Annotated in this window: 4 protein-coding genes; 1 reads left to right on the forward strand and 3 read right to left on the reverse strand. The window is 76.2% G+C overall.

The window, feature by feature from the left end; genetic code table 11:
• Positions 1-10: 10 nt before the first annotated feature.
• From SCK26_RS04520 to SCK26_RS04530, 3 genes are all read right to left on the reverse strand, one after another.
• Entirely contained in the window at positions 11-18,874 is an 18,864-nt protein-coding gene (locus SCK26_RS04520) for a non-ribosomal peptide synthase/polyketide synthase (RefSeq protein ID WP_412080833.1), read from the reverse strand.
• Between the two features lie 578 nt (positions 18,875-19,452).
• Positions 19,453-20,826, reverse strand: coding sequence for a serine hydrolase domain-containing protein (locus SCK26_RS04525; RefSeq protein WP_318199947.1), 1,374 nt, complete (start codon positions 20,824-20,826; stop codon positions 19,453-19,455).
• 100 nt (positions 20,827-20,926) lie between these two features.
• The gene (locus SCK26_RS04530) at positions 20,927-22,135 is read right to left on the reverse strand and encodes a cytochrome P450 (protein ID WP_318199948.1); all 1,209 of its coding nucleotides are present in this window, start codon (positions 22,133-22,135) and stop codon (positions 20,927-20,929) included.
• Positions 22,136-23,272: 1,137 nt separating this feature from the next.
• On the opposite strand from SCK26_RS04530, the gene SCK26_RS04535 reads away from it, so the two are divergent.
• Positions 23,273-25,432 (forward strand): SpoIIE family protein phosphatase, encoded by a 2,160-nt coding sequence (locus SCK26_RS04535; RefSeq protein WP_412080707.1) that lies wholly within the window; start codon positions 23,273-23,275, stop codon positions 25,430-25,432.
• The last annotated feature ends 10 nt before the right edge of the window (positions 25,433-25,442 follow it).

Consider the following 25,442-nt stretch of genomic DNA (forward strand, 5'->3'; position numbering starts at 1 on the left):
CGTCGGGTCCTCACCGTTCGTCGTGGTCGGGGCCGCCGTACGCGGCGTCTTCGTGGCCGTGTCCGCCGTACGCGGCGTCTTCGCCGCCGTACGCCGGGTCTTCGTCGTCTTCCTCGGGATCGCCGTACGCGGCCGCCTCGAGTTCGCTCAGCACCTGTTCCTCCACGAGCTCCGCGAGGGCGGCGACCGTGCGGGAGACCAGGACGTCGCGGGGGGTGAGCGTGACGCCGAACGCGTCGTTGGCGCGGGAGGCGATGAGCAGGGCGCGCAGGGAGTCGCCGCCGAGCAGGAAGTAGTCGTCCTCGGCGCCCGCGGGCGTCTGGAGGGTCTCCTCCCAGATGGCGGCCAGCGCCTCCTCGGTGGGGGTGCGGGGCGCCACGTACCGCGGCCTCTCCCGCTCCTCGGCCGGGACCGGGGCGGGCAGGGCGGCCCGGTCGGTCTTGCCGTTCTCGGTGAGCGGGAAGCGGTCCAGCACCACGAACGCCGACGGCACCATGTATCCCGGCAGCGAGCGGGCGGCCAGCTCGCGCAGATGGGCGGCGGTGGGCGGTTCGGCACCGGGGGCCGCGAGCAGGTGGGCGACCAGGCGCGGCAGGCCCGGTTCGTCCTCGCGTACGGTCACCACCGCGTCCAGCACGCCCGGGTGGCACGTGAGGACCGTCTCGACCTCGCCGGCCTCGATGCGGTGGCCGCGCAGTTTGAGCTGGTGGTCGGTGCGGCCCAGGTAGTGCAGTTCGCCCGCGCCGTCGCGGCGCACCAGGTCGCCGGTGCGGTACATGCGGGTGCCGGGCGGCCCGAACGGGTCGGCGCGGAACCGGGCGGCGGTCAGTCCGGGCCGGCCGAGGTAGCCGCGGGCCAGCGCCGGTCCGGTCAGCCACAGTTCACCGGGGACGCCGTCGGGGACCGGTCGCAGCCGGGCGTCGAGGACGTAGGCGCCGGTGGCGGGCAGCGGGCGGCCGATGGGCGGCGCGGTGCCGTCGGGCTCCAGCGGAGCGGACCAGGTGGCGACGACGGTGGCCTCGGTGGGGCCGTAGGAGTTGACCATGCGGTGGTGCGGGGCCCAGCGGGCGACGAGTTCGGCACCGCACGCGTCCGCGCCGACGATCAGGGTCTTCAGGTCCGGCAGGGTGCCGGGGGTGTCGGCGGGCAGGGTGGCGAGGGCGGCCGGCGGCAGCAGGGTGTGGGTGACGCGCTCGCCGCGCAGCACGTCGGCGAGTTCGGCGCCGAGCAGCGGGCCGGGCCGGGGTACGACGAGCCGGGCGCCGTGCGGCAGGGACATGCACAGCTCCAGCACGGAGGCGTCGAAGCTGGGCGTGGCGAAGGCCAGCACCCGGTCTCCGGGGGCGACGTGGTAGTGGGCGGCCTCGGCGGCGCTGAACGCGGCGATGCCCCGGTGGGTGACGACGACGCCCTTGGGGGTGCCGGTGGAGCCGGAGGTGTAGATGACGTAGGCCGGGTCGTCCAGGTCGAGCGGGCGGGTCCGGTCGGCGTCGGTGGGCCGGTGCCCGGGCGTGTCGTCCGGCGGGGCGGCGAGCAGGGCGGCGATCTCCTTGGCGTCCAGGGTGAGGGCGGGGGCGGCGTCGCGCAGCATCAGGGCGATCCGCTCCTCGGGGTAGGCGGGGTCCACCGGCAGGAACGCGGCGCCGGTCTTCGCCACCGCGAGCTGGGCCAGCACCATGTCCGCCGAGCGGGGCAGCAGCAGCGCGACGAGGTCGCCGGGCCCGGCGCCGCGGGCGATGAGCCGGTGTGCCAGCCGGTTGGCCCGCGCCTCGGCCTCGGCGAAGGTGAGCAGGGTGCCGGGTGCCTGGAGGGCGGGGTCGGCGGGCCGGCGGTCGACGGCGGCCTCGACCAGGGCCGGCAGGGTGGCGGCGGGCACCGGTGCGGGCGCGGGCCGGGAGGGGCCGCGCAGCAGCCGTTCCCGGTGGGCGGGCGGGAGCACGTCGAGGTCGTCGAGGCGGGCGGTGCCGTCCGAGGCGGCCAGCGCGTGCAGGGCGTGCAGCAGCTGGCCGGCCATCGAGGCGGCGGTGGCCTGTTCGAAGTACCGCGGGTCGTAGCCGAGTTCGACGGTGAGCCGGTCGCCGGGCGAGACGACCACGGTGAGCGGGTAGTTGGTGGCCTCCCGGGCGTCCAGGTCGCGCAGCGCGAGCCCGTGCGCGCCCGCGGTGGCGTCGCCGACCGGGTAGTTCTCGAAGACCACCAGGCTGTCGAACAGCGAGGTGCCGGGCGGGAGGTGGGTGTAGGTGTGCAGTTCGGCCAGGGGCAGGTGGTCGTGGCGGCGGTCCTCGGCCCGGGCCTCCTGGAGGGCGCGCAGCCAGGTGTCGCAGCGGGCGGTGCCGTCGACCTCGGTGCGGGCGGGCAGCGTGGTGATGAACAGGCCGGTGATGGTGTCGGCGCCGGGCAGTCCGGCGGGCCGTCCGGAGACGGTGGTGCCGAAGCAGACCTCCCGCTGCCCGCTCCACCGGGCCAGCAGCAGCGCCCAGGCGCCTTGGACCAGGGTGTTGAGGGTGAGGCGGTGGCGGCGGGCGAACTCCGTCAGGCTCCGGGACTGTCCGGGGTCGAGCCGCCGGGACAGCCAGGCGCCGGAGCGGGCGGTGGTGTCGGGGGCGGGCCGCCGGTCGTACGGCAGCGGGGTCGGGGCGCCGAGGCCGGCCAGGGCGCCGCGCCAGTGGTCCTCGGCGGCGGCGGTGTCGCGGGCGGCGAGCCAGGCGGCGTAGTCGCCGAACGGCCTGCGCTCGGGCAGCCGTGGCCGCTCGCCCTGGGTGAGGGCGGCGTGCGCGGCCATGACGTCGGACAGGACGTGGAAGACGCTCCAGCCGTCCAGCAGGACGTGGTGGAAGGTCCACACCACCCGGACCGCGTCCGGGCCGAGCCGGACCAGGGCGAGCCGCAGCAGCGGGGCCCGGTCCAGGGCGAGGCCGCGGGCCCGCTCGTCGGCGAGCAGCCGCTCCAGCTCCGCCGCGTGCCGCTCGGCCGGCAGCGCGCTCCAGTCGTGCTCGGTGACCGGCAGGGTCGCGTGCCGGTGGACGATCTGGAGCGGCACCGGTACGCCGTGCAGGGCGATCGAGGTGCGCAGCACGGGCGTGTGGTCGACCACGTGCTGCCAGGCGGCGGCCAGGGCCGCGAGGTCGCGGGCGCCGTCGGCCACGAAGGTGATCTGCTCGACGTACAGGCCGTGTCCGGCCTCGTCCAGGCCGTGCATCACCATGCCGGTCTGGGTGGGCGTGAGCGGGTAGACGTCCCGGACGTCCGCTCGGTCGCCGACGAGCCGGTCCACGGCCGCCTGGTCCAGCGGGGCGAGCGGGAAGTCGGAGGGGGTGCGTCCGCCCGCGCCGGGTTCGGCGCAGTGCCGGACGATCGCGCGGAGTTCGCCGGTCAGCTCGGCCGCCAGCCGGGCGACGGTCTCCCGCCGGTGCAGCCCGCGCGAGTACGACCAGGTGAACTCCAGCCGGTCGTCGACGACTTGGCCGAGGACGTCGAGGAGGTGCGGCCGGTCCGCCGAGCGGTCCATGCCGCCGGTGAGGCCGCCGCGCGGTGCGTGCAGCAGGCCGCCCGCGGCGGGAGTCCCGTCCGGCCGGCCCAGGTAGTTGAAGCAGACGGGCGGCAGGGCGGGCAGCCGGCGGCCGGCGGTGGGGTGCAGGTGGCGCAGTGTGCCGTAGCCGAGTCCGCCGTGCGGTACGGCCCGCAGGTTCTCCTTGACCGACTTCAGCACGGTGCCGGTGCCGGCGTCCCGGGGCACGTCCAGGGCGACCGGGTACATCGCGGTGAACCAGCCGGCGGTCCGGGCGAGGTCGGTGTCCTCGAACAGGTCCTCGCGGCCGTGGCCCTCCAGGGTCACCGCCACCCGGTCCCGGCCGGTCCACCGGGCCAGGACCCGGCCCAGCGCGGTGAGCAGCACGTCGTTGACGCGGGTGCGGTACGCCTCCGGGACGTCCTGGAGCAGCCGGCGGGTCTCCTCGGCGTCGAGTCCGGCACTCACGGTGTCCTCGTCGGCGACGGTGTTGGCGCCGCCGGGACGGTCGACGGGCAGCGCGGTGCCCGCGTCCAGGTCCTGCCAGTACGGGAGTTCGGCGTCGAAGCCGCCCGCCTCGGTGTGTGCGGCGAGCCGTCGCGCCCAGTCGCGGAACGAGGTGCTCTTCGGGGCGAGGGCGGGCCGTCCGCCGTCCCGCAGGGCGCGGTAGGCGGTGTCCAGGTCCTCCAGGACCAGCCGCCAGGACACGGCGTCCACGACGAGGTGGTGGGCGGACAGCAGCAGCACCGGGCGGGCCGCGCCGGCCGGCCGGCACAGCGCCGCCCGCAGCAGCGGCCCGCCGGCCAGGTCGAACCCGGCGCCGAGGGCACCGGCGACCGTGTCCGGGTCCGCGCCGTGGTGCACCTCCAGGTGCGCCTCCCGGTCGCCGGGCGCGGTGCCGTACTGCCGCCACCTGCCTTCCGGGGTGCGCTCGTAGCGCATGCGGAGCGCGTCGTGGTGCTCCAGTACGGCGGCCAGGGCGGCCCGCAGCAGCGTCTCGTCGGGGTCCGCGGCCAGCTCGTAGGAGACCGTCTGGCTGAAGTGGGCCGGGTCGCCGGTGAGGGTGGACAGCAGCCAGTGCTGGACGGGGGTGAGCGGGGTCTCGCCGGTCACCGGGCCCTGCTCGGCGGTGACGGCGGCGGCCGGCAGCCGGTCGGCCGCGGCGGCCAGTTCGGCCAGGGTCTGGTGGGTGAACAGGTGCCGGGGGGTCAGCGCGAGACCGGCCCGGCGGGCGGCGGAGACGATCCGGATGCCGAGGACGGAGTCGCCGCCGAGCGTGAAGTAGTTGTCGTCCGCGCCGACCTCGGGCACGCCCAGCACCTCGGTCCAGATCGCGGCGAGGGTCCGCTCGGCCTCGGTACGCGGCGGCCGGCCGGACGTCCCGGCGGCCGGCGCCCCCCACTCCGGCACGGGCAGCGCCCGCCGGTCGAGCTTGCCGGTGGCACCCAGCGGCAGCCGTTCCAGCGGCACGACGAGGGCGGGGACGAGGTGGTCGGGCAGACTGCGGGCGAGGAAGGCACGCAGCTCGGCGGGGTCGGGCGGATTGGCCGGGCGGGCGCCCGAGGGGCCGGACGGACCGGGCCCGGCGGAGTCCGCCGGGGCCGGTGTGCGAGGCACCACGTATCCCACGAGGCGGCGGTGGCCGGCGTGTTCGAGGACGCGGGCCGCCGCCGCGGCCACGGCCGGGTGGCGGGCCAGGGCGGCCTCGACCTCGCCGAGTTCGATGCGGAAGCCGCGCACCTTCACCTGGTCGTCGCCGCGGCCGAGGTAGACGAGGTCGCCGTCGGCCGTCCAGCGGACCAGGTCGCCGGTGCGGTACATGCGGCTGCCCGGCGGGCCGAACGGGTCGGGCAGGAAGCGGGCGGCGGTCAGGCCGGGGCGGTGGAGGTAGCCGCGCGCGACGCCGGTCCCGGCGAGGAACAGCTCGCCGGGCGCACCGGGCGGCACCGGCCGCATCCGCTCGTCCAGGACATGGGCGCGGGCGCCGCCGAGCGGCCGGCCGATCGGCGGGTCGCGGTCGGGGTCGGCCGGGTCGCAGGTGAAGGCGGTGGCGTAGACGGTGGCCTCGGTGGGGCCGTAGATGTTGCGCACCTCGCTGCCGGGGATGGCGTCGCGGACCCGGCCTACGGTCCGGGCCGGCAGCCCCTCCCCCGCGAGCACGACGGTGTCGGCGCTGATCCGCACGGCGTCCTCGGCGAGCAGCCGGTCCAGTGCCGAGGGCACCGCGCTGAGCAGTCCGGCCCGCCAGGGTCCGGGACGCTCGGCGAGGGCCAGCAGGTCGCGGACGATCTCCACGCAGCCGCCGGACAGCAGCGGGGCGAAGATCTCGAAGACCGACACGTCGAAGTTGAGCGAGGTGGAGGCCACCACGTGGTGCAGTCCCCGGCCGGCGAACTCGGCCGCCGCCCAGTCGGTGAGGGCGAGGACGGAGGCGTGGCTGACGACGACGCCCTTGGGGCGGCCGGTGGAGCCGGAGGTGTGGATGACGTAGGCCGGGTGGCCGGGCAGCAGGGTGGCGTGGCGTTCGTCGTCGCCGACCGGGGTGTCCGGCGCCGCGGGGTCCGCGTCGTCCAGCAGGATCCGGGTGAAGGGGCCCTCGGGCAGCCGGCCGGCGGTCTCGGCGGCGGTGATCACGGCGTCGGGCCGTACGTCCTCGAAGAGGAACGCGACGCGCTCGGCCGGGTACTGGGGGTCGACGGGCAGATAGCCGGCGCCGCTCTTGAGCACCGCGAGGAGCGCCGTGACCAGGTCGGCGGTGCGGGGCAGGCAGAGCGCGACGAAGCGTTCGGGTCCGGCGCCGGCGGCGATGAGCCGCCGGGCCAGCCGGCTGGAGCGGGCGTCGAGTTCGCGGTAGGTGAGCAGGTGGTCGCCGTGGCGCACGGCCGGGGCGTTCGGGGTGCGTTCGGCCTGCCGCCGGAACGCGCCGGGCAGCGTGTCCTCGGGTGCCTCGGCCGTCCGTCCGCCGAACCGGGCCACCAGCGCCCGTTCCTCGGCCGGTTCCAGCAGCGGCAGTTCGGCCAGGCGGTGGTTCAGGCCGGCGGCCATGCCGGTCAGCAGGGCGCGCAGGCTCTCGCCGAGCGCGGTGACCGTTGCGGCGTCGAAGGCGGCCGGGTCGTAGTCCAGGTTCACGGTGAGGGTGTCGCCGGGGGCGACGACCACGCTGAGCGGGTAGTTGGTGGGCTCCAGGTCCCGTTCCTGCTCCATGGCGAGGCCGTGCCGGGACAGCGCGCCCGCGTCGAAGGGGTAGTTCTCGAAGACCACGAGGGAGTCGAACAGCGCGGTGCCGCCCGGTACCTCGCTCCAGGACTGCACCTGGGCCAGCGAGACGAAGTCGTGACGGCGGGCCTCGGACTGGGCCGTCTGGATCTCGCGCAGCCACTCGGGCAGCGGGCGGGAGCCGTCGACGCGGACCCGGGTGGGCAGGGTGTTGATGAACAGGCCCACCATCGAGGTGACACCGGGCAGTTCGGCGGGCCGGCCGGAGACGGTGGTGCCGAAGACCACGTCGGTGCCGCCGCCGTAGCGGGACAGCAGCAGCGCCCACGCGCCTTGGAGGACGGTGTTGAGGGTGAGTCCGGCCCGCTGGGCGGTTTCCCGCAGCCGCGCGGAGACGTCCGGGCCGAGGGTCATGCGCACGGATCCGGAGGAGGAGGCGCGGTGGGCCCCGTCGGGGCGCCGGTCGCGGGGCAGTTCGGTGGGTGCCTGGAAGCCGGCCAGGGTGGTGCGCCAGTACCGTTCGGCCCGGCCGGTGTCGCGTCCGGAGAGCCAGCGCAGATAGTCGGCGAAGGGCCTGCGCTCGGGGGTGTGCGGGCGGCGCCCGGAGGTGAGGGCGGCGTACCGCTCGCAGACCTCGTCGAAGACCTGGGCGGCGCTCCAGCCGTCGAGCAGGACGTGGTGGAAGGTCCACACCAGGCGGACCCGGTCCGGGGACAGCCGGATCAGGGTGAGCCGCATCAGGGGCGCGGCGGCGAGGTCGATGCCCCGCTCGCGGTCCTCGGCGAGCAGCCGGTCCAGTTCGCGTGCGCGGTCTTCGCCGGGGCGGGCGGACCAGTCGTGGTGGGTGACGGGCACGGTGGCCCGGTGCCGGACGACCTGGAGCGGTTCGGCGGTCTCCTGCCAGACCAGGTGGGTGCGCAGCACCGGGTTGGCGTCGGCGGTGTGCTGCCAGGCCGTGGCGAGCGCGTGCGGGTCGGTGACGCCGGCCAGCACGAGCTGGACCTGGTTGACGTAGGTGCGGCCGGCCGGGTCGAGCAGGCTGTGGAAGAGCATGCCCTCCTGCATCGGCGTGAGCGGGTAGACGTCCTCGACGTCCCGGCCGTCGCCGGCGACGCGGTCCACGGCGGCCTGGTCGAGCCGGGCCAGCGGGAAGTCCGACGGGGTGCGGCCGCCCGCGTCGGGGCGGGCGCAGTGGGCGACGATGTCGCCGAGCGCGGTCAGCATGCCCTCGGCGAGCGCGGCGACGGTCTCCTCGCGGTGCCGTCCGCCGCCGTAGTACCAGGTGATCTCCAGCCGGTCGTCCTCGACGCGGGCCACGACGTCCAGCAGGTGCGGCCGTTCGGTGTCCGGTGCCTCCGCGCCGCCGAGGCCGCCGGGCACCGCCCGGACCAGCGCGGCGTCGTCGGCGGACCAGTCGAAGCGGCCCAGGTAGTTGAAGCTGATGCCGGGTTCGGGGGCGTCGGCGAGCCGTGGGTCGCCGAGGAGGTGGCGCAGCACGCCGTAGCCGAGCCCTCGGCCGGGTACGGCCCGCAGCTGTTCCTTGACCGTCTTCAGCGCGGTGCCCCAGTCGCCCGCCGGGACGGTCAGGGCCACCGGGTGGAGCGCGGTGAACCAGCCGACCGTGCGGGACAGGTCGACGTCCTCGGCCGACCGGTCCTCGCGGCCGTGTCCCTCCAGGCCGACGGCGACGGTGGCGCGTCCGGTCCAGTCGGCGAGGACCCGGCCCAGCGCGGTGAGCAGGACGTCGTCCACGCGGGTGCGGTAGACGCCGGGCACGCGGCGCAGCAGGGCGTCGGTGCGCTCGCGGTCGAGCCGCACGGTCACCTCGCGGACGCCGGCCATGGTGTTGCCGCCGGCCAGGTCCACGGGCAGCGGGTCGGCCGCGGCCCGCGCGGTCCGCTCCCAGTGGGCGAGCTGCCCGGTGACGTCGAGGCCGCGCAGCCGGCGGACCCATTCGGCCGCCGAAGTGGTGCGGGCGGGCAGCCGTACGGGCTCGCCGGCGGCGGCCTGCCGGTAGGCGGTCTCCAGGTCCTCCAGCAGGATCCGCCAGGAGACGCCGTCGACCACCAGGTGGTGGGCGACGAGCAGCAGCCGGGCGGGCCGGCCGTCGTCGGCGGTGAACAGGCGGGCGAGGAACAACGGGCCTGTCTCCAGGTCGAGTCCCGCGTGGGTCGCCGCCGTGACGTCCTCCTCGGCCCGCCGGTCGTGGAGCCCGAGGAGTTCGGGGACCGGACCGTCGTGGGCGGCGATGTCCTGCTGCCAGGCGCCGTCGGCGGTGCGGCGGAACCGGGCGCGCAGCGCGTCGTGGTGGGTCCACAGCGCGGTGAGGGCGCGGCGCAGGGCGTCCTCGTCCACCGGGCCGGGCGTCTCGACGACGACGGACTGGTTGAAGAAGGCGGGGTGCGCGGGCCGCGCGTCCAGGAACCAGTGCTGGATCGGGGTGAGGCCGGCCGGTCCGGCGACCGGTGCGGTGCCGGCGACGGCGGGTGCCGCGCCGCCGCCGGCGGCGGCCAGTTCGGCCACCGTGGGGTGGCGGAACAGGTCGCGGGGGGTGAGGGCGAGTCCGGCGGCGCGGGCCCGGGAGACCACCTGGATGCTGAGGATGGAGTCGCCGCCGAGCATGAAGAAGTTGTCGTCGACGCCGACGCGTTCGACGCCGAGCAGCTCGGCCCAGATCCCGGCGAGGATCCGCTCGGTGCCGGTGCGCGGCTCGCGGTGGGCACGCTCGCCGCCCGCCGACCAGTCGGGTGCGGGCAGCCGCCGCCGGTCGACCTTGCCGTTGGCGGTCAGCGGCAGTCCGGGGACGGTGACGAACGCGGCGGGCAGCATGTAGTCGGGCAGTCCGGCCGCCAGGTGCGCGCGCAGCTCGGTGGCGGAGGGCGCCGCGGCGCCTTCGGCCGGTACGAGGTGGGCGGCGAGCCGCTTGCGCCCGGCGTCCTCGTACAGGGAGACGACGGCCTCGGCGACGGCGGGGTGGGCGGTGAGCCGGGCCTCGATCTCGGCGGGTTCCACACGGAAGCCGCGGATCTTGATCTGGTCGTCGGCGCGGCCGACGAAGTGCAGTTCGCCGTCGGCGCTCCAGCGCACGAGGTCGCCGGTGCGGTACATCCGGGTGCCCGGCGGACCGTAGGGGTCGGCGACGTAGCGGGCGGCGGTCGCGCCCGGCCGGCCGGCGTAGCCCCGGGCCAGACCCGCGCCCGCGATGTACAGCTCGCCGGGGATGCCGGGCGGCTGGGGCTGGAGGGCGGTGTCCAGGACGTAGACGCGGGTGTTGTCCAGGGGGCGGCCGATGGGCAGGACGGCGGGCAGCGGATCGCCGGAGCGGAAGACGCGGCGGGTGGCGAAGGTGGTGGTCTCGGTGGGGCCGTAGCCGTCCACGACGGTCAGGCCGGGGCAGGCGTCCAGGACGCGGCGGACGACCGCGCCGGGCACGGCCTCGCCGCCCGTCCACACCTCGCGGGCGCCGCGCAGGCAGCCGGGGTCCTCCTGGGCCAGCAGCCGGAACAGGCCGGCGGTCAGCCACAGGCAGCTCACGCCGCGCTCGGTGACGGCCCGGCGGACCTGGGCGGCGTCGAGCCCGGCGGGCGGGGCGAGGACGGCCGTGCCGCCGCGCAGCAGCGGCACCCACACCTCGTACGTGGCGGCGTCGAAGGCGTGCGGCGAGTGCACCAGGACCCGGTCGTGTCCGGCGAAGGCCCGGTCCAGGGCCAGCGCGGCGACGTCCCGCTGGCGCACCGCGACGCCCTTGGGGGTGCCGGTGGAGCCCGAAGTGAACATCAGGTACTGGACGTTGTCGGGATGGACGGCGTACGTCGGCACGAGGGGCGCGACGGAGGTGTCGTCCGCCCGCAGCACGCCGTCGCCGGGCAGCAGTTCCCGGGCCGTCCGCTCCCGGCCGGCGTCCGTGAGCAGCAGGTCCGCGCCGGCCTCGGCCAGCATCCGGCGCAGCCGTTCGGCCGGGGCCCTGCCGTCCAGCGGCACGTAGATCCCGCCGGTGCGGACGAGCGCGAGCTGCGCGACGATCAGGTCCGCGGACCGCTCCATGAGCACGCCGACCGGCCGTTCCGGCCGTACTCCGAGCGCGGCCAGCCGGCCCGCCAACGCCTCGGCCCGGGCGTCGAGTTCGCGGTAGGTCAGGCGGTCGTCCCCGGCTTCCAGGGCCATGGCGTCGGGGGTGCGGCGCACCTGCGCGGCGAAGAGGGCGGCGACGGTGGTGTCGGGCAGGTCGGTGGCGGTGTCGTTCCAGGCGTCCAGCACCTGCGCGCGGCGGTCGGGGGCGAGCAGCGGCAGCCGGGCGGGCGGGCGGAGGGAGCCGGCGGGCAGGTGGGTGAGCAGCACGGTCAGGTACTCGGCCATGCGCTCGGCGGTGCCGGTGTCGAACAGGCTGGGGTCGTAACCGAGCCGCAGGGCCAGCTCCGTTCCGGGGTAGGCGGTCAGGCTCAGCGGGTAGTTGGTGCTCTCGACGCCTTCCAGGCCACTGAGGCGCAGCCCGTGGGCGGCGGCGAGGCCGTCGTCCACGGGGTAGTTCTCGAAGACGACGATGCTGTCGAACAGCGGTGTGCGTTCCGGCAGTTCGGTGAACGTCTTCAGCCGGGTGAGGGGCAGGTGGTCGAAGCGGCGGTCCTCGCTCTGGTCGTGCTGGAGGGCGCGCAGCCAGTCCAGCAGGGTGCCGTGGCCGGGGACGGCGACCCGGGTGGGCAGGGTGGTGATGAACAGGCCGGTCATGGTGTCGGCGCCGGGCAGCTCGGGCGGCCGGCCGGCGACGGTGGTGCCGAACACCACCTCGTCCCGGCCCGCCTGCCGGGCCAGCAGCAGCGCCCAGGCGCCCTGCACCAGGGTGTTGAGGGTGAGGCCGGAGGTCCGGGCCAGTTCCTGGAGCGCCCGGGTGGCGGCCGGGGGCAGCGTGCGGCGCACGGCGTGGGTGGACTCGGCGCGGTGGGCCTCGCGCGGCTCGCGGTCGTACGGCAGCCAGGTGGCCTCGGCCAGCCCGGACAGGCGGCGCCGCCAGTGCCGTTCGGCCTCGGCGGGGTCGCGCTGCCGCAGCCAGGCCACGTACTCGCGGTGCGGTGCGCGGTGCGGGAGGGCGTCGGGGCCGGTTCCGGCGTGGTGGGCGAAGACGTCCGAGAGGACCTGGAACATGCTCCAGCCGTCCAGCAGCAGATGGTGGAAGGACCACACCACGCGCACGGCGGTGCCGGACAGGCGGATCAGGAGCAGGCGTTGCAGCGGGGCCCGCCCGAGGTCGATGCCGCGCGCGCGGTCCCGGGCCAGTACGTCGTCCAGGCGGGCGCGGCGCTCGTCCTCGGTCAGGTCGCGCCAGTCCAGGTGGGTGACCGGTATGCGCGGGTGGGCCTCCACCACCAGCAGCGGTTCGGGCACGTCCTGCCAGACGACCCGGGCGCGCAGCGTCTCGGTGCGGTCGGTCACGTGCTGCCAGGCGGCGGCGAGGACGCCGGGGTCGGGCACGCCGTCCAGCACGAACGTCAGCTGCTGGAGGTAGACCCCGCGGTCGTCCTCGGACAGACCGTGGAAGAGCATGCCGGCCTGGGTCGGGGTGAGCGGGTACACGTCCGCCACCGCCGCCGGGTCCGCGCCGGTGATCCGGTCGACGGCGGCCTGGTCGAGCCGGGCCAGCGGGAAGTCGGACGGGGTGCGGCCGGCGGCTCCCGGCCGGGCGGCGTACCGGGCGAGGTCGGCGAGCGCGTCGGCGAAGCGCCGGGCGAGGCCGGCGACCTCCTCCTCGCGGTGCGGTCCGTCCGCGTAGAACCAGGTGAACTCCAGCCGTTCGTCCGTGAGTTGTCCGACGACCTCCAGGGCGTGCGGGCGGGCGGCCGCCGGGTCGGCGTCCAGCTCCAAGGGGCGTACGGTGCCCCGGTAGAGGCCGTCGGGGTCCTGCGGCAGTTCCATCCGGCCCAGGTAGTTGAAGCTGATCCGGGCCTGCGGGGCGGGCGGCGCCGCCTCCCGGCCGGCGAGCCGGCCGAGGGCGTCGTATCCGAGGCCGTGCCGGGGTACGGCGCGCAGCTGTTCCTTGACCCGCTTCAGCACGGTGTCCCAGCCGGCGTCCCCGGGGACGGCGAGCGCGACGGGGTACCGGGTGGTGAACCAGCCGGCCGTGCGGCTGATGTCGAGGTCGGGGAAGAGTTCCTCGCGGCCGTGTCCCTCGACGTCGACCAGCACCCGGTCCAGGCCGCTCCAGCCGCACAGGACCCGGCCGAGGGCGCCGAGCAGGACGTCGTTGGCCTGGGTGCGGTAGGTGTCGGGCAGGGTGCGCAGCAGCGCCGAGGTGTCCTCGGGGCTCAGCCGCACGGTGACCGCGCGCTGTTCGGCGTAGGTGCCGGCGGGTCCCGTCGGCGGCGGGGGTGCGGTCGCGGGGAGGGCACGGGTCCAGTACGCGCGTTCGTCGTCGAAGCCGCCGTCGGCCGCGTGGGCGGCGAGCCGGCGGGCCCACTGGCGCAGCGGCGAGGACTTGGCGGGCAGCGCGGCGGCGCCGTCGCGGCCGGCGCGGCGGGCCCGGTAGGCGCGGTCCAGGTCCTCCAGCAGCAGCCGCCAGGACACGCCGTCGACCACCAGGTGGTGGACGGCGAGGTGCAGCACCGGGGGCCGGCCGGTGCCGGTGTCGTGCAGGACGGCCCGCACCAGCGGTCCCCGGGCGAGGTCGAAGGGACCGAAGTGGGGGGTGTCGGTCTCCGGCCCGGTGTGCCGGGCCAGGAGCAGGCGGGGCGCGCGCTCGTCCACGGTCCAGGCCGGGGCGCCGTCCGGGCCGTCGGCGGTGAAGCGGGAGCGCAGGGCGTCGTGGTGGGCGACCAGGTCGTTCAGCGCGTCCTGGAGCGCCGCCGGGTCCAGGTCGCCGGGCAGCCGGACGGACAGCGCCTGGGCGTAGTGGCCGGCCCGGTCGGCGGCGGTGTCGAACAGCCAGTGCTGGATGGGGGTCAGGGGGGCGGTGCCGGTGGCGGCCTCCGGTCGGGGGGCGGCCTCGCGCGGGCCGCCGGCGGCGTCCGCGCGGCGGGCCAGGGCGGCCACCGTCTGGTGCTGGTAGACGTCCCGGGAGGTCAGCGGCAGGCCCTCCTGCCGGGCGCGGGCCACCACCTGGATGCTGAGGATCGAGTCGCCGCCGAGTTCGAAGAAGTTGTCGTCCACGCCGATCCGCTCCACCCGCAGCACCTCGGCCCAGATCGCGGCGAGGGCGCGCTCGGTGGGGGTGCGGGGCGCGACGTGCCGTACCGCGCGCACCGCGGGCCCGGGGTCGGGGAGCCGGCCGCGGTCGACCTTGCCGTTCGGGCTGAGCGGCAGGGCGTCCAGTACGACGACGGCCGACGGGACCATGTAGTCGGGCAGGGTGCGGCCCAGTTCCCGGCGTACGGCCTCGGCGTCGGTGCGCTGTCCGGGGGCCGGGACGACGTAGCCGACCAGGCGCCGGTGGCCGTCGTCGTCGGTGGCGGCGGTGGCCGCGGCCTCGGCCACCGAGGCGCAGCCGCGCAGCGCCTCCTCCACCTCGCCCAGCTCGATGCGGAAGCCGCGCACCTTGACCTGCTGGTCGGTCCGGCCGACGTACTCCAGCGCGCCGTCTGCGCGGCGGCGCACCAGGTCCCCGGTGCGGTACATGCGCTCTCCCGGCGCGCCGAACGGGTCGGCGACGAAGCGGGCGGCGGTCAGTCCGGGCCGGTTCAGGTAGCCGCGGGCCAGGCCGGCGCCGCCGAGGTACAACTCGCCGGTGACGCCGACGGGCCGGGGCCGCAGGGCGCCGTCCAGGACATAGGTGCGGGTGAGTGCCACCGGGGTGCCGATGGGCGGGGCCTGCTCGGGCAGCCGGTCCCCGGCGAACCAGGCGGTGGCGTACACGGTGGCCTCGGTGGGGCCGTAGATGTTGGCGACGCGGCAGCCGGGCAGGGCGGCGCGCAGCTCCTTCAGCGTCTGGGCGGGCAGCGCCTCGCCGGCGAGGACGACGGTGCCGGCGGTCACGGGCGCCGTGCCGCCCGCGATCAGCCGGGAGACGACGGACGGTACGCCGCTGAGCAGCCCGGCCCGCCGTGGTCCGGTGCCGTCGGCGAGGGCCGGCAGGCCGGCGACGACCTCGACGGTGCCGCCGGCCGTGAGCGGGCAGAGCAGTTCGAAGACGGAGACGTCGAAGTTGAGGGAGGTCGCGGCGATCACATGGGCCAGCCCGTCGGCGCCGAACCGCTCCCGCGCCCACCGGGCCAGCGCGGCGACCGTGCGGTGGGTGACCACGACGCCCTTGGGGCGGCCGGTGGAGCCGGAGGTGTAGATGACGTACGCGGGGTGGTCCGGCAGCAGCGGGCGGAGCCGGTCGGCGTCGGTGAGGCCCGTGCCGGGCACGGCCGGGTCGGCGCAGTCCTCCAGGTACAGCGGGTCGCAGTCCGGGGGCAGGGCGGCGGCGGTCTCCCGGGTGGCGATCACCAGGGCGGGCCGGGCGTCGGCGAGCATGAGCCGGACCCGCTCGGCGGGATAGCCGGGGTCGACGGGGAGGTAGGCGGCACCCGAGGTGAGCACCGCCCAGAGCACGGGCACGAGGTCGGCGGTGCGCGGCAGGCACAGCGCGACCAGGGTCTCCGGGCCCGCGCCGCGCGCGACGAGCTGCCGGGCCAGCCGGTTCGCGCGCCGGGCGACCTCGGCGTAGTCCAGCCGGTCCGGGCCGCAGATCACGGCCGTACGGTCCGGGGTGCGGGCCGCCTGGGCGTGGAGCAGGCCGGGCAGCGTGGCGTCCGCGGTGTCCCGGAGCCGGCGGGCGGGCGGGTTCCAGCTGTCCACCAGGGTGCGCTGTTCACCGGCGGAGAGCATGGGCAGTTCGGCCAGGGTGCGGCCCGGTCCGTCCGCCATGCCCTCCAGCAGGCGGTGCAGATGGGCGGTCATCCGGGCCACGGTCGCCGCGTCGAAGAGGTCCGTGTTGAACTCGGCGGTCAGGACCGAGCCGCCGTCCGCGTCGGGGGTGAACTCCAGGACCAGGTCGAAGCGGGCGGCCGGGCGGGGCAGCGGATGCTCGGCCAGGCGCAGCCCGCCGGCGAGCGGCGGCACGGGCAGCGCGCTCTGCTGGACGACGAGCGTCTGGATCAGCGGGGTGCGGCTGGGGTCGCGGGGCGGGGCGAGTTCCTCCACCACCCGGTCGAACGGCACGCCGTCATGGGCGAAGGCGTCCAGCACGGTCGTCCGCACGCTCTCCACGAACCGGTCCACGGTGACCCGCTCGTCCACCTCGCCGCGCAGCACCACCGTGTTGGCGAAGAACCCGGGTACGTCCTCCAGGTCCCGCCGTCCGCGCCCGGTGGTGACGGTGCCGAACGCGATGTCCCGCTGTCCCGAGTAGCGGGAGAACAGCAGGGCGGCGGCGCCCGCGAACAGCGTGAACACCGTCGTGCCGCGCCCGGTGGCCAGATGCCGCAGCCGGGTCACCAGCTCGGCGGGCAGGAGGTGCCGGTGGGCCGCGCCGGCGGTGGTGCGCACGGCGGGCCGCGGCCGGTCCGTGGGCAGCTCCAACTGCTGAAGGCCCGTCAGGTGCCGTTTCCAGTAGGCCAGGTCGGCGGTGTCCGCGTCACCGGTCCGCTGTCTGCGCTCCCACACCGCGAAGTCCGGGTACTGGACGGCGGGTTCGGGCAGGCCGTCGGGTGCGCCGGTGGTCTCGGCGTGGTAGAGGGCGGCGAGTTCGCGGGTAAGGATGCCGACGGACCAGCCGTCGGTGACGATGTGGTGCTGGGCCAGGAGCAGTACGTGCTCCTCGGCGCCCAGCCGGACGAGCAGGGCCCGGGTGAGCGGGCCGGCCGTCAGGTCGAAGGGGCGGTTCAGCTCCTCGGTGAGCAGCGCCTCGACGGCCTCCTCCGCGTCGGGCACGCCGGCGAGGTCGGCCGTCCGCAGCGGCAGTTCGGGTTCCGGCGCGATCCGCTGGACGCCCTGGCCGTCGGCGGTGGCGAAGGCGGTGCGCAGGGAGGCGTGCCGGGCCGCGAGCCGGTACAGGGAGCGGCGCAGCGCGTCCGGGTCCAGGGCGCCGCGCAGCCGCAGGGCCACGCCGGTGTTGTACTCGGTGCCGCCGCCGGAGAGGTCGTCCAGATACCACAGCCGTCGCTGCGCGCTGGACAGCGGCAGGCCGTCCCCGGCCGGGGCGGGCGGGATCGGCTCCGGGGCGGCGGCGGCCGACGGGTCGGCGAGCAGCGGGGCGAGGGCGGCGACGGTGCGTGCGGTGAAGACGTCCCGCAAGGTCAGCCGGACACCCAGCTCGTCCCGGACCCGGGCGAGGAGCCGGGCGGCGAGGAGGGACTCACCGCCCAGCTCGAAGAAGTCGTCGGTCACCCCGACCGCGTCGACGCCCAGCACCTGCGCCCAGATCGCGGCGAGCGTCCGCTCCCGCTCCGACCGGGGCGCCACCTGCCCGCCCGCGACCGCACGTCCCGGCGCGGGCAGCGCCCGCCGGTCGATCTTGTGCTGCGGGGTGAGCGGCATCCGCTCCAGCACCACGACGGCGGCGGGCACCATGTGCCCGGGCAGCAGGGCGGCCACGGCACTGCGCAGAGCGGCGGGGTCGAGCGGCTCGGCGGCGTCGGCCGTCACGGCAGGGCCGAGCGGCTCGGCGGGGTCGCGAGGCCCGGCCGCGTCGCGGGGTTCCGCGGAACCGGCCGAGGGCGCGGGAAGCAGTGGTTCGGCGGAACCGGCGGACGCGGCGGAGTCACGCGGTCCGACGGCGCCGGCGGGACCGGCCGAGTCGAGCGGCTCGCCGGAGCCGACCGGAGCGGTGAGGTCACCCGGCTCGGCGGCGTCGGCCGGAACGGCGGGGTCGCGGGGCCCGGCCGCGTCCGTGGGGACGGCGGGGCCGGCCGGGGTGACGTAGGCGACGAGGCGCTGGTGGCCCGGTTCGTCCTCGCGGACCACGACCACCGCCTCCCCGACCGATCCGCCACCGGCGCGGCGCAGGGCCGCCTCGATCTCGCCCGGCTCGATGCGGAAGCCGCGGATCTTCACCTGCCGGTCCAGCCGCCCGAGGAACTCCAGTTCCCCGTCGGCGGTCCGGCGCGCCCGGTCCCCGGTGCGGTACAGGCGGGCGCCGGGCACGCCGAAGGGGTCCGCGACGAACCGGGCCGCGGTCAGGCCCGGACGGCCCAGATATCCGCGCGCCACCGCGTCGCCACCGACGTACAGCTCACCGTCCGCGCCGGGCGGTACGGGCCGCATCGCGGCGTCGAGGACGTACACCCGGGTGTGCGGCAGGGCGCCGCCGATCGTCGGGGTGCCCCGGCCGGCGGTGAGCGGCCCGGTCCAGGTCGCGACGATGGTGGCCTCGGTCGGCCCATAGGAGTTGATCATGCGGCGGCCGGGCGCCCAGCGGTCCACGAGCTCCGCCGAGCAGGCCTCGGCGCCCACGATCAGCGTGCGCAGACGGCTCCCGGCACCCCGCGCCGGGTCGGGCAGCGTGGCCAGCGCGGCGGGCGGGATGAGGGCGTGGGTGATGCCGAACTCGTCGAGGACGGAGGCGAGTTCGTCGCCCAGCCAGGGCCCGTGCGGCGGTACGACGAGCGTGGCGCCGCACAGGACGGAGACGCACAGCTCCAGCACGGAGGCATCGAAGCTCGGCGAGGAGAACTGGAGCACCCGGTCGCCGGGGCCCACCGCGTACCGTTCGGCGGCGGCCGAGGTGAAGCCGCCGAGGCCGCGATGGGTGACCGTGACGCCCTTGGGGGTGCCGGTGGAGCCCGAGGTGTAGATGACGTACGCCGCGTGGTCCGCGCCGGTTCCGGGCCGCCGTACCGCGCCGTCCCCGGCGGCCGGCGCCTCCTCCGCCTCCAGCAGCTCGCCGGCCTCGCGCGGATCGTCCAGGACGACGGCCGGCCCGGCGTCGGCGAGCATCAGCGCCCGGCGCTCGGCGGGATAGGCGGGGTCCACGGGCAGGAAGGCGGCACCCGCCCGCGCGACGGCCAGCTCGGCCGCGATCAGCTCCAAGGAGCGCGGCAGGACCAGGGCCACCACCCGGTCCGGCCCGGCTCCCCGCCGTCTCAGGTGCGCGGCCAGCCGGTCGGCGCGCGCGGCCAGTTCGCGGTAGGTCCAGGTCCGCCGCCCGTCGGTGAGGGCCGGTGCGTCCGGCGTGCGGGTCACCCAGGCGGTGAACAGCTCGCCGAGCGTCGGGTACGCCGGTGCCACGCCGCTCTCCGGCACGCCGGCGGCGGGGCCGGAGAGCGGCAGGGAGGACGCCGGAGCGGGCTTGTCGTGCAGGTCCGTCATGGGTGAAGTCCTTCGGAGAGCGGGGCGATACGGCGCGGGGCGACCCCGGTGGGCCTCGGGGCACGGGAGCGGGAGCGGGTCACCGGGCATACGTGACGGGACGGCGGTGCGGTGCGGCGGGGCCTGGCGCCGGGGAGCGGTGACCGGTGCCGGCACGGGACGGCCGGGGCGCCCGGCCGGTCACGGAGGCGCCGGGGTGAGGAGCGGTCCACCGGGTCCGGGGCCGGGGAACACCCGGGACCGCACCGCGACCGGGACCGGACCCCGGGCCCACGACAGCCACCAACACCCTGCCGGCCGTACCCACGAAACCGGCCACACCGGCGAGACCGGAGCCGCGACCGGAGCGGACGCGGATGCCAACCGGAACCGGACCGGACCGGACCGGCGCCCGCACCGCGGCCGGCACGGCGCCGGACCCGGAACCGAGCCGGCCCGGAGCCGGACTCGAACCGGCACGGCACGGCACTCAGCGGTACCGGCACCGGTACCGATACCGGCGGGATCCCGGTTCAGCCGTCGTCGGTGCGGCGGGCCGTGCGTCCGGAGATCTGTACCCGGTCGACCCGGCCGGTGGCCGGATCGCGGTGGAACCGTCCGCCGGGTTCGAGGCGTCCGGTGGCCGGATCGCGCAGATCGCAGGACAGGTCGGCGTAGCAGACCAGCGGCAGCGGCAGGTCCCCGTCCACGGACAGCGCCGGCGTGCCGTCGGGACCGGGCGCGACGCGGTAGGTCGTGGTGCCGTTGCGGTACGTGCCCTCGCAGCCGGACAGCGCGACGGGCCGGCCCCGGTCCACGGTGTGCGCGCCGGCCGGCACCGGGATGCCGGTGAGCCGGGTCACCTCCTCGGCGAGGTCGCGCCACAACGCGGTGGCGGCGCCGGCGTTGCCGGTGAAGGCCACCACGACGCCGCTCTCCGCGTCGGCCCGCAGGTGGCAGGACGTGCCCTGGGCGTTGCCGTCGTGGCCGCACCAGATCCGGTCGTCCCGCCGGTACAGGGCGAGTCCGGGGCCCCAGCCGTCGGCCAGCGTGCCGGGGCGGGCGGCGTGCTCGGGCCGGCGCATCTCCTTGGCGACGGCGGGCGGCAGCAGGTCCGAGCGGCCGGTGAGCGCGTTGCCGAACGCGATCAGGTCCAGGGCGCTCGCGAGCAGCGCGCCGGCCGGCGCCTCCAGCGGTGCCAGGTTCTGCCGGGCCGGACGGGCCTGCCCGGTCGCGGTGTTGGCGGCGTGCCCGGCCGCCACGGGACGGGTGGGCGCGGTGTCGTCGGTGAACGCGGGCCGGATGCCGAGGGGTTCGAGGAGCAGCGCCCGGACCGCGTCGGGCCACGGCATGCCGGTGACCGTCTCCACCAGCCGTCCGGCGGCGACGTAGCCGGCGTTGGAGTAGGAGAAGTCGGTCCCGGGCGCGAACAGCAGGTCGCGGCCGGTGCAGACGGTGGCGAGATAACGCGGGGCGGTGGTCGCGGCGGCGGTGTCCGAATCCGGGCCGGTGGGTAACCCGCCGGTGTGGGCAAGGAGGTGACGTATCGTCACCTCGGGTATCCCGGCCAGCTCCGGGAGCTGGCCGGCGGCGGGCTCGTCCAGGTCGAGGTCGCCGTCGTCGGCCAGGAGCAGGACGAGCGCGGCGGTGAAGGGCTTGGTGAGCGAGCCCAGCGGGACGGCGGTGTCCGCGGTGAAGGGGCTGCCGGTCGTGGCATCGGCGGTGCCGGTGTGCACGGCGATCACGTCCGTGCCGGTGTGCAGGGCCAGTTGGGCGCCGGGCACCCGGTGGGTCCGGGCCAGCGTGTCGAGCCGGTCCTGCAGTTCCCGGTGCAGGTCCTGCGGCTCCCGGGGGGACGGGGACGGTGTCCGGGAGGCGGCCGGAGCGGCGGGGATGGTGTACGGCATGAGAAGGGGACTCCGTTGGATGGGTCTCAGGTGCGGGTGTGCCGGTCCGGCCCTGATGAGCGGTGCGGGGCCGGCCGGGAGGCGCTGCGGCGCGCCGGGGCTACGGTCTGCCGACCTCGACGGGCAGATGTCGTACGCCGACGATGACGGCCGGGTTCTGGTAGGCGATGTCCTCGTAGGAGGGGATCGTCAGCATGCGGAATCGTTCATGCAACATACGCAGGGCGATCCGTGCCTCCAGCCGGGCCAGGGGTGCGCCGAAACAGAAGTGGATGCCGTGCCCGAAGGTGAGATGGGGATTGGGGCTCCGGGTCACGTCGAAGACGTCGGGCTCGGTGAACCGGGCGGGATCCCGGTTGGCGGCGCCCAGATGGGCCATCAGCAGGGCGTCCGCCGGGATGTCGTGGCCGCCGAGGACCACGGGCCGGGTGACCCGGCGGCCCAGTTCGGGAAAGGGCGGCAGCCAGCGCAGCACCTCCTCGACGGCGGCCGGGATGAGCCCGGGGTCGGCGCGCAGCGCGGCGTCCGTGCCGGGGTGCCGGTCGAAGGTGACGACGGCGTTGCCGAGCAGCGCGGTCGTGGTGATGTGCCCGGCGACCAGCAACAGGGCCACGAAGCCGACCATCTCCTGGTCCCGCAGGCGCGCACCGTCCACCTCGGCGGCGATGAGCCTGCTGGTGAGGTCGTCGCCGGGGTCGGCGCGCCGGGCACGGATGTAGTCCAGCATGTAGCCGTTCATCTCGCGCACCGTGGGAGCGATGGCCTCCAGGGCCCGCTCCAGGTCGGCCATGTCGGGCGCCTCGCCGAGCTGGTCGCCGCCGAACAGGACACCCGCCCACTCCTGGAAGAGCCGGTGTTCCTCGGCCGGGATGCCGAGGAGTTCGGCGATGACGATGATCGGCAGCGGATAGGCCAGCGCGTCCACCAGGTCGAACCGGTCGCGGTCGGCGACGGCGTCCAGCAGCCGGGCGCAGACGGCCTCGATCCGGGGCCCGAGTCCCTGAACGACCCGGGGGGTGAAGGCCTGGCTGACCAGGGCACGGAGTGTGCGGTGTTCCGGCGGGTCCATGCCGACGAAGTTGCCCTGCCGGAAGGTCTCGAAGTCGGGCTGGGTGGGGGTGAGGGCGGAGAGGTCCGAGGAGTAGGTCGCCGGATCGGCGAGCACGGCGGCGACGGTCTCGTGGTCCGCCACCTGCCACACGCCCTGCGCCTCGTCGTGGCGCACCGGCCCGGCCTCGCGTACGTCCCGCCAGCGGTCGGGTAACTCCTCCAGCAGGAGGCGTTCGCCCGTCGGTTGCTTGCTGATCACCTTGTCTCCTTGCTAGCGGCTGCGCGTGCGGGCACGGCGAAAGTCATGCGTACAGGGGTCGTCGGGCACCGGGCCGGGCGGGACCGCGGTCGGTTCCGGACACGGCTGTGCCGACGCTTTCGGGACATCGGACGAGGCGCGGCGCGGGGCGCGCGCGGCCTGCGGGCGCGCGGCGGGACGTCAGCCGTCGTCGGGCTGACGCCGGAGTGGGCCCACGGCCCTCAACACGTGCGACGCAGGACGCGACGACCGCGCGGCCGGCCCCGGCCCCGCGGCGAGCCCGGTCGTGTGGCGCGCCAACCCGACATAACCCATCCCCTCGGCGATACCTCCCGCGCAGCGATCAGGCGGGACCCTCCCGGCTCCTGTACGGACAGCGGGGCCCCCAGCCCCGGCCGTTCGAAACGAGGTGCGAGATGACGCGTTATCGGCGTCCGCCCTCCGTGATGTGCATGGTGCACACCCCGGGACACCTTCGTTTCGAGGGAACTCGGCCACAGTCTTCACGGTGTGTCACGCGCAAGCAACCCCCTGAAGTTGAACGGAGAGTACTGAGCCACTGCTTTTGCGTCATCGTTCAGCCATTCCGCCGGGCCCTTCCCCGCGCGGAGGAGGCGTCCGGATCGCCGCCGCCGCGTGTGCCCCGGCGCCTCATCCGCAAACCGGCTCGCGGGAAAAAAGAAGCCGAAGGGGCTCGTGTGGGGCCACTGTTCGCCCGCCGGCCGCCCGGACCGGTGCCTACCGCCCAGTACGACGGGTTGGCCGAACCTCGCCTGATCTGGTGCGACGATTCGGCCAGGGGACACGCCGGGCCGGCCGCCCGGCACGACGGCGCGACACGCCGTGGGCCGACCCGGCCCACCTCCAGTACGCCCGTGTTTCCCGCACCCCTCGGCCCGGCACCGGACCGCGCCGGGATCCGGAACGCGCCGGTCGTTTTCCCTACCTGAGATTTTCGGCCATCGTGGCGTGACAAGGGGGCGCACACATGGCGCCCGTTCACCACTCACGCCCCGCGTGCCCGGCCGTGCGCCCCGCTCCGCCGCGCACGCCGCACCGGGCCCCGGGGCCGCTCGCCGTGCGCCGCGCGCCGCCGCGAGGGAGTCTTGTGCCCTGGACGCGGCGCGACCGGAGGAGGTGGTCGGCGTGTCCGACGGGCCGGGGCCGGAACCGGCACCGGCGGCCGAGGGGGCGACGGCCGCGCAGCCGTTGCTGTCGCTCGCGCTGGTGTCGATGATGCACGAGGTCCACGCGCACTCCGGCGCGGTGTACCTGCTCCCGTCCGACGAGCCGGTCCTGCGGATGGCGGTGCACGCGGGCATGCCCCGGGCCTTCGCGGCACCGTGGGAGCGGGTGGGGCTGAGCGCCCCGCTGCCGGTGGTGGACGCGGTGCGCGAACGGCGCCTGGTGTGGGTGGGCGGCGAGGAGGAGATGGCCCGGCGCTATCCCCGGATCGCGGTCGTGCTGCCGTACCCGTTCGCGCTCGCCGCGCTGCCGGTGGCGACGGAGCGGCGCGTGTACGGCGCGGTGTTTGTGACCTGGCCCGGCGGGCATCCGCCGGAGCTGTCCGACGCCGAGCGCGGCCGTCTGCGGTCGGCCTGCGAGCGGCTGGCGCTGCGGCTGGAACGGCTGGCGGCGCGGGACGGGCCGCTCGGCCGGGAGGACGACATGTCGGCGTCGGCGGTGGCCGGGGCCGCGACGGTGGCGGAGACGCTGGGCTCGGTCGAGGCGGTCCGGCTGGTGTCCCGGCTGCCGTACGGGCTGATCTCACTGGACCTGCACGGCCGTATCGGGTTCGTGAACCGGGCCGCCGCCGAGCTGCTCGGCCGGCCGGCCGGGCAGCTGCTGGGCACGCCGCTGTGGGCGTCGGTGCCCTGGCTGAACGACCCGATGTACGAGGACCGGTACCGGGCGGCGCTGCTCAGCCAGCAGATGGCCTCGTTCGTGGCGCTGCGCCCGCCCGGGGACTGGCTGTGGTTCCGGCTGTATCCCGGCACCACCGGGCTGAGCGTGCGGATCGGCCGGGCCCGGGCGATGACGCGGAGCGCGCGCGAGACCCGGCAGGCGGGTCCGGGTCCGTCCCGGCTGGTGACGATCTCCCAGGTGCTGAGCCTGGCGGGCGCGCTGACCGAGGCGGTGGGGGTACGGGACGTGGTGCAGCTGGTCTGGGACGAGGTGGCCCCGGCCGTCGGCAGCCAGGCGATGGCGATCCTCGGCTCACAGGGCGGGCGGCTGCACGTGCTCGGGCACCGCGGCTACCGGGAGGCCCGCGTCGTGGAGCGGTTCGAGGGGCTGCCGCTGGCCGAGCGGACCCCGGGCACACAGGCGCTCAGCACCGGGGTGCCGGCGTTCTTCGACTCCCGGGCGCACCTGGAGCGGCTGTATCCGGGCAGGCACCAGACCCCGGACGGCTTCGCGGCCTGGGCGTACCTGCCGCTGATCGCGTCCGGCCGGCCGGTCGGCACCTGTGTGCTGGCGTACGCCGAGCCGCACGTGTTCCCCGCCGACGAGCGGGCGGTGCTGACCTCGCTCGGCGGGCTGATCGCGCAGGCCCTGGAGCGGGCCCGGCTCTACGACGCGAAGCACAGCCTGGCGCACGGCCTCCAGCAGGCGCTGCTGCCGCACTCGCTGGCGTCGCTGCCCGGCATCGAGGCGGCGGCCCGCTATCTGCCGGCCACGCACGGCATGGAGATCGGCGGCGACTTCTACGACCTGGTGCCGGCCCGGCCGCTGGCGGCGGCGGTGATCGGGGACGTCCAGGGGCACAACGTGACCGCGGCCGGTCTGATGGGGCAGATCCGCACCGGCGTACGGGCGTACACCACGGTGGGGCAGGCGCCGCACGAGGTGATCGGCAGCACCAACCGGCTGCTGATCGATCTCGGGGCCGAGTTGTTCGCGAGCTGTCTGTATCTGCGGCTGGACCCGGCGCGCGGGCGGGCCGTGATGGCGCGGGCGGGCCATCCGCCGCCGCTGCTGCGCCGGCCGGACGGGAAGGTGCGGGTGCTGGACCTGGCCGGAGGTCCGCTGCTCGGCATCGACGCCTCGGCCGTCTACCCCACGACCGAGGTGGCCCTGGACCCCGGCTCGGTGCTCGTCCTCTACACCGACGGGCTGGTGGAATCCCCCGGCGTCGACATCGAGGACGCGCTGGCGGACCTCGGCGCGCTGCTGGCCGACATCGGCGACCGGCCGCTGGAGAACCTCGCCGACGAGGTGATCCGGCACAGCGCGGCGGCCCGCGACCGCGCGGACGACGTGGCCGTACTCCTCCTCCGGGCGCACACCACCGACTGAGACCCCCACA

The organism is Streptomyces sp. SCL15-4 (assembly GCF_033366695.1).
Lineage (GTDB): Bacteria > Actinomycetota > Actinomycetes > Streptomycetales > Streptomycetaceae > Streptomyces.

Bases quoted from the DNA above. Each gene is read 5' to 3' on its own strand.
- SCK26_RS04525 (WP_318199947.1), bottom strand. From the start codon at position 20,826: ATGCCGTACACCATCCCCGCCGCTCCGGCCGCCTCCCGGACACCGTCC.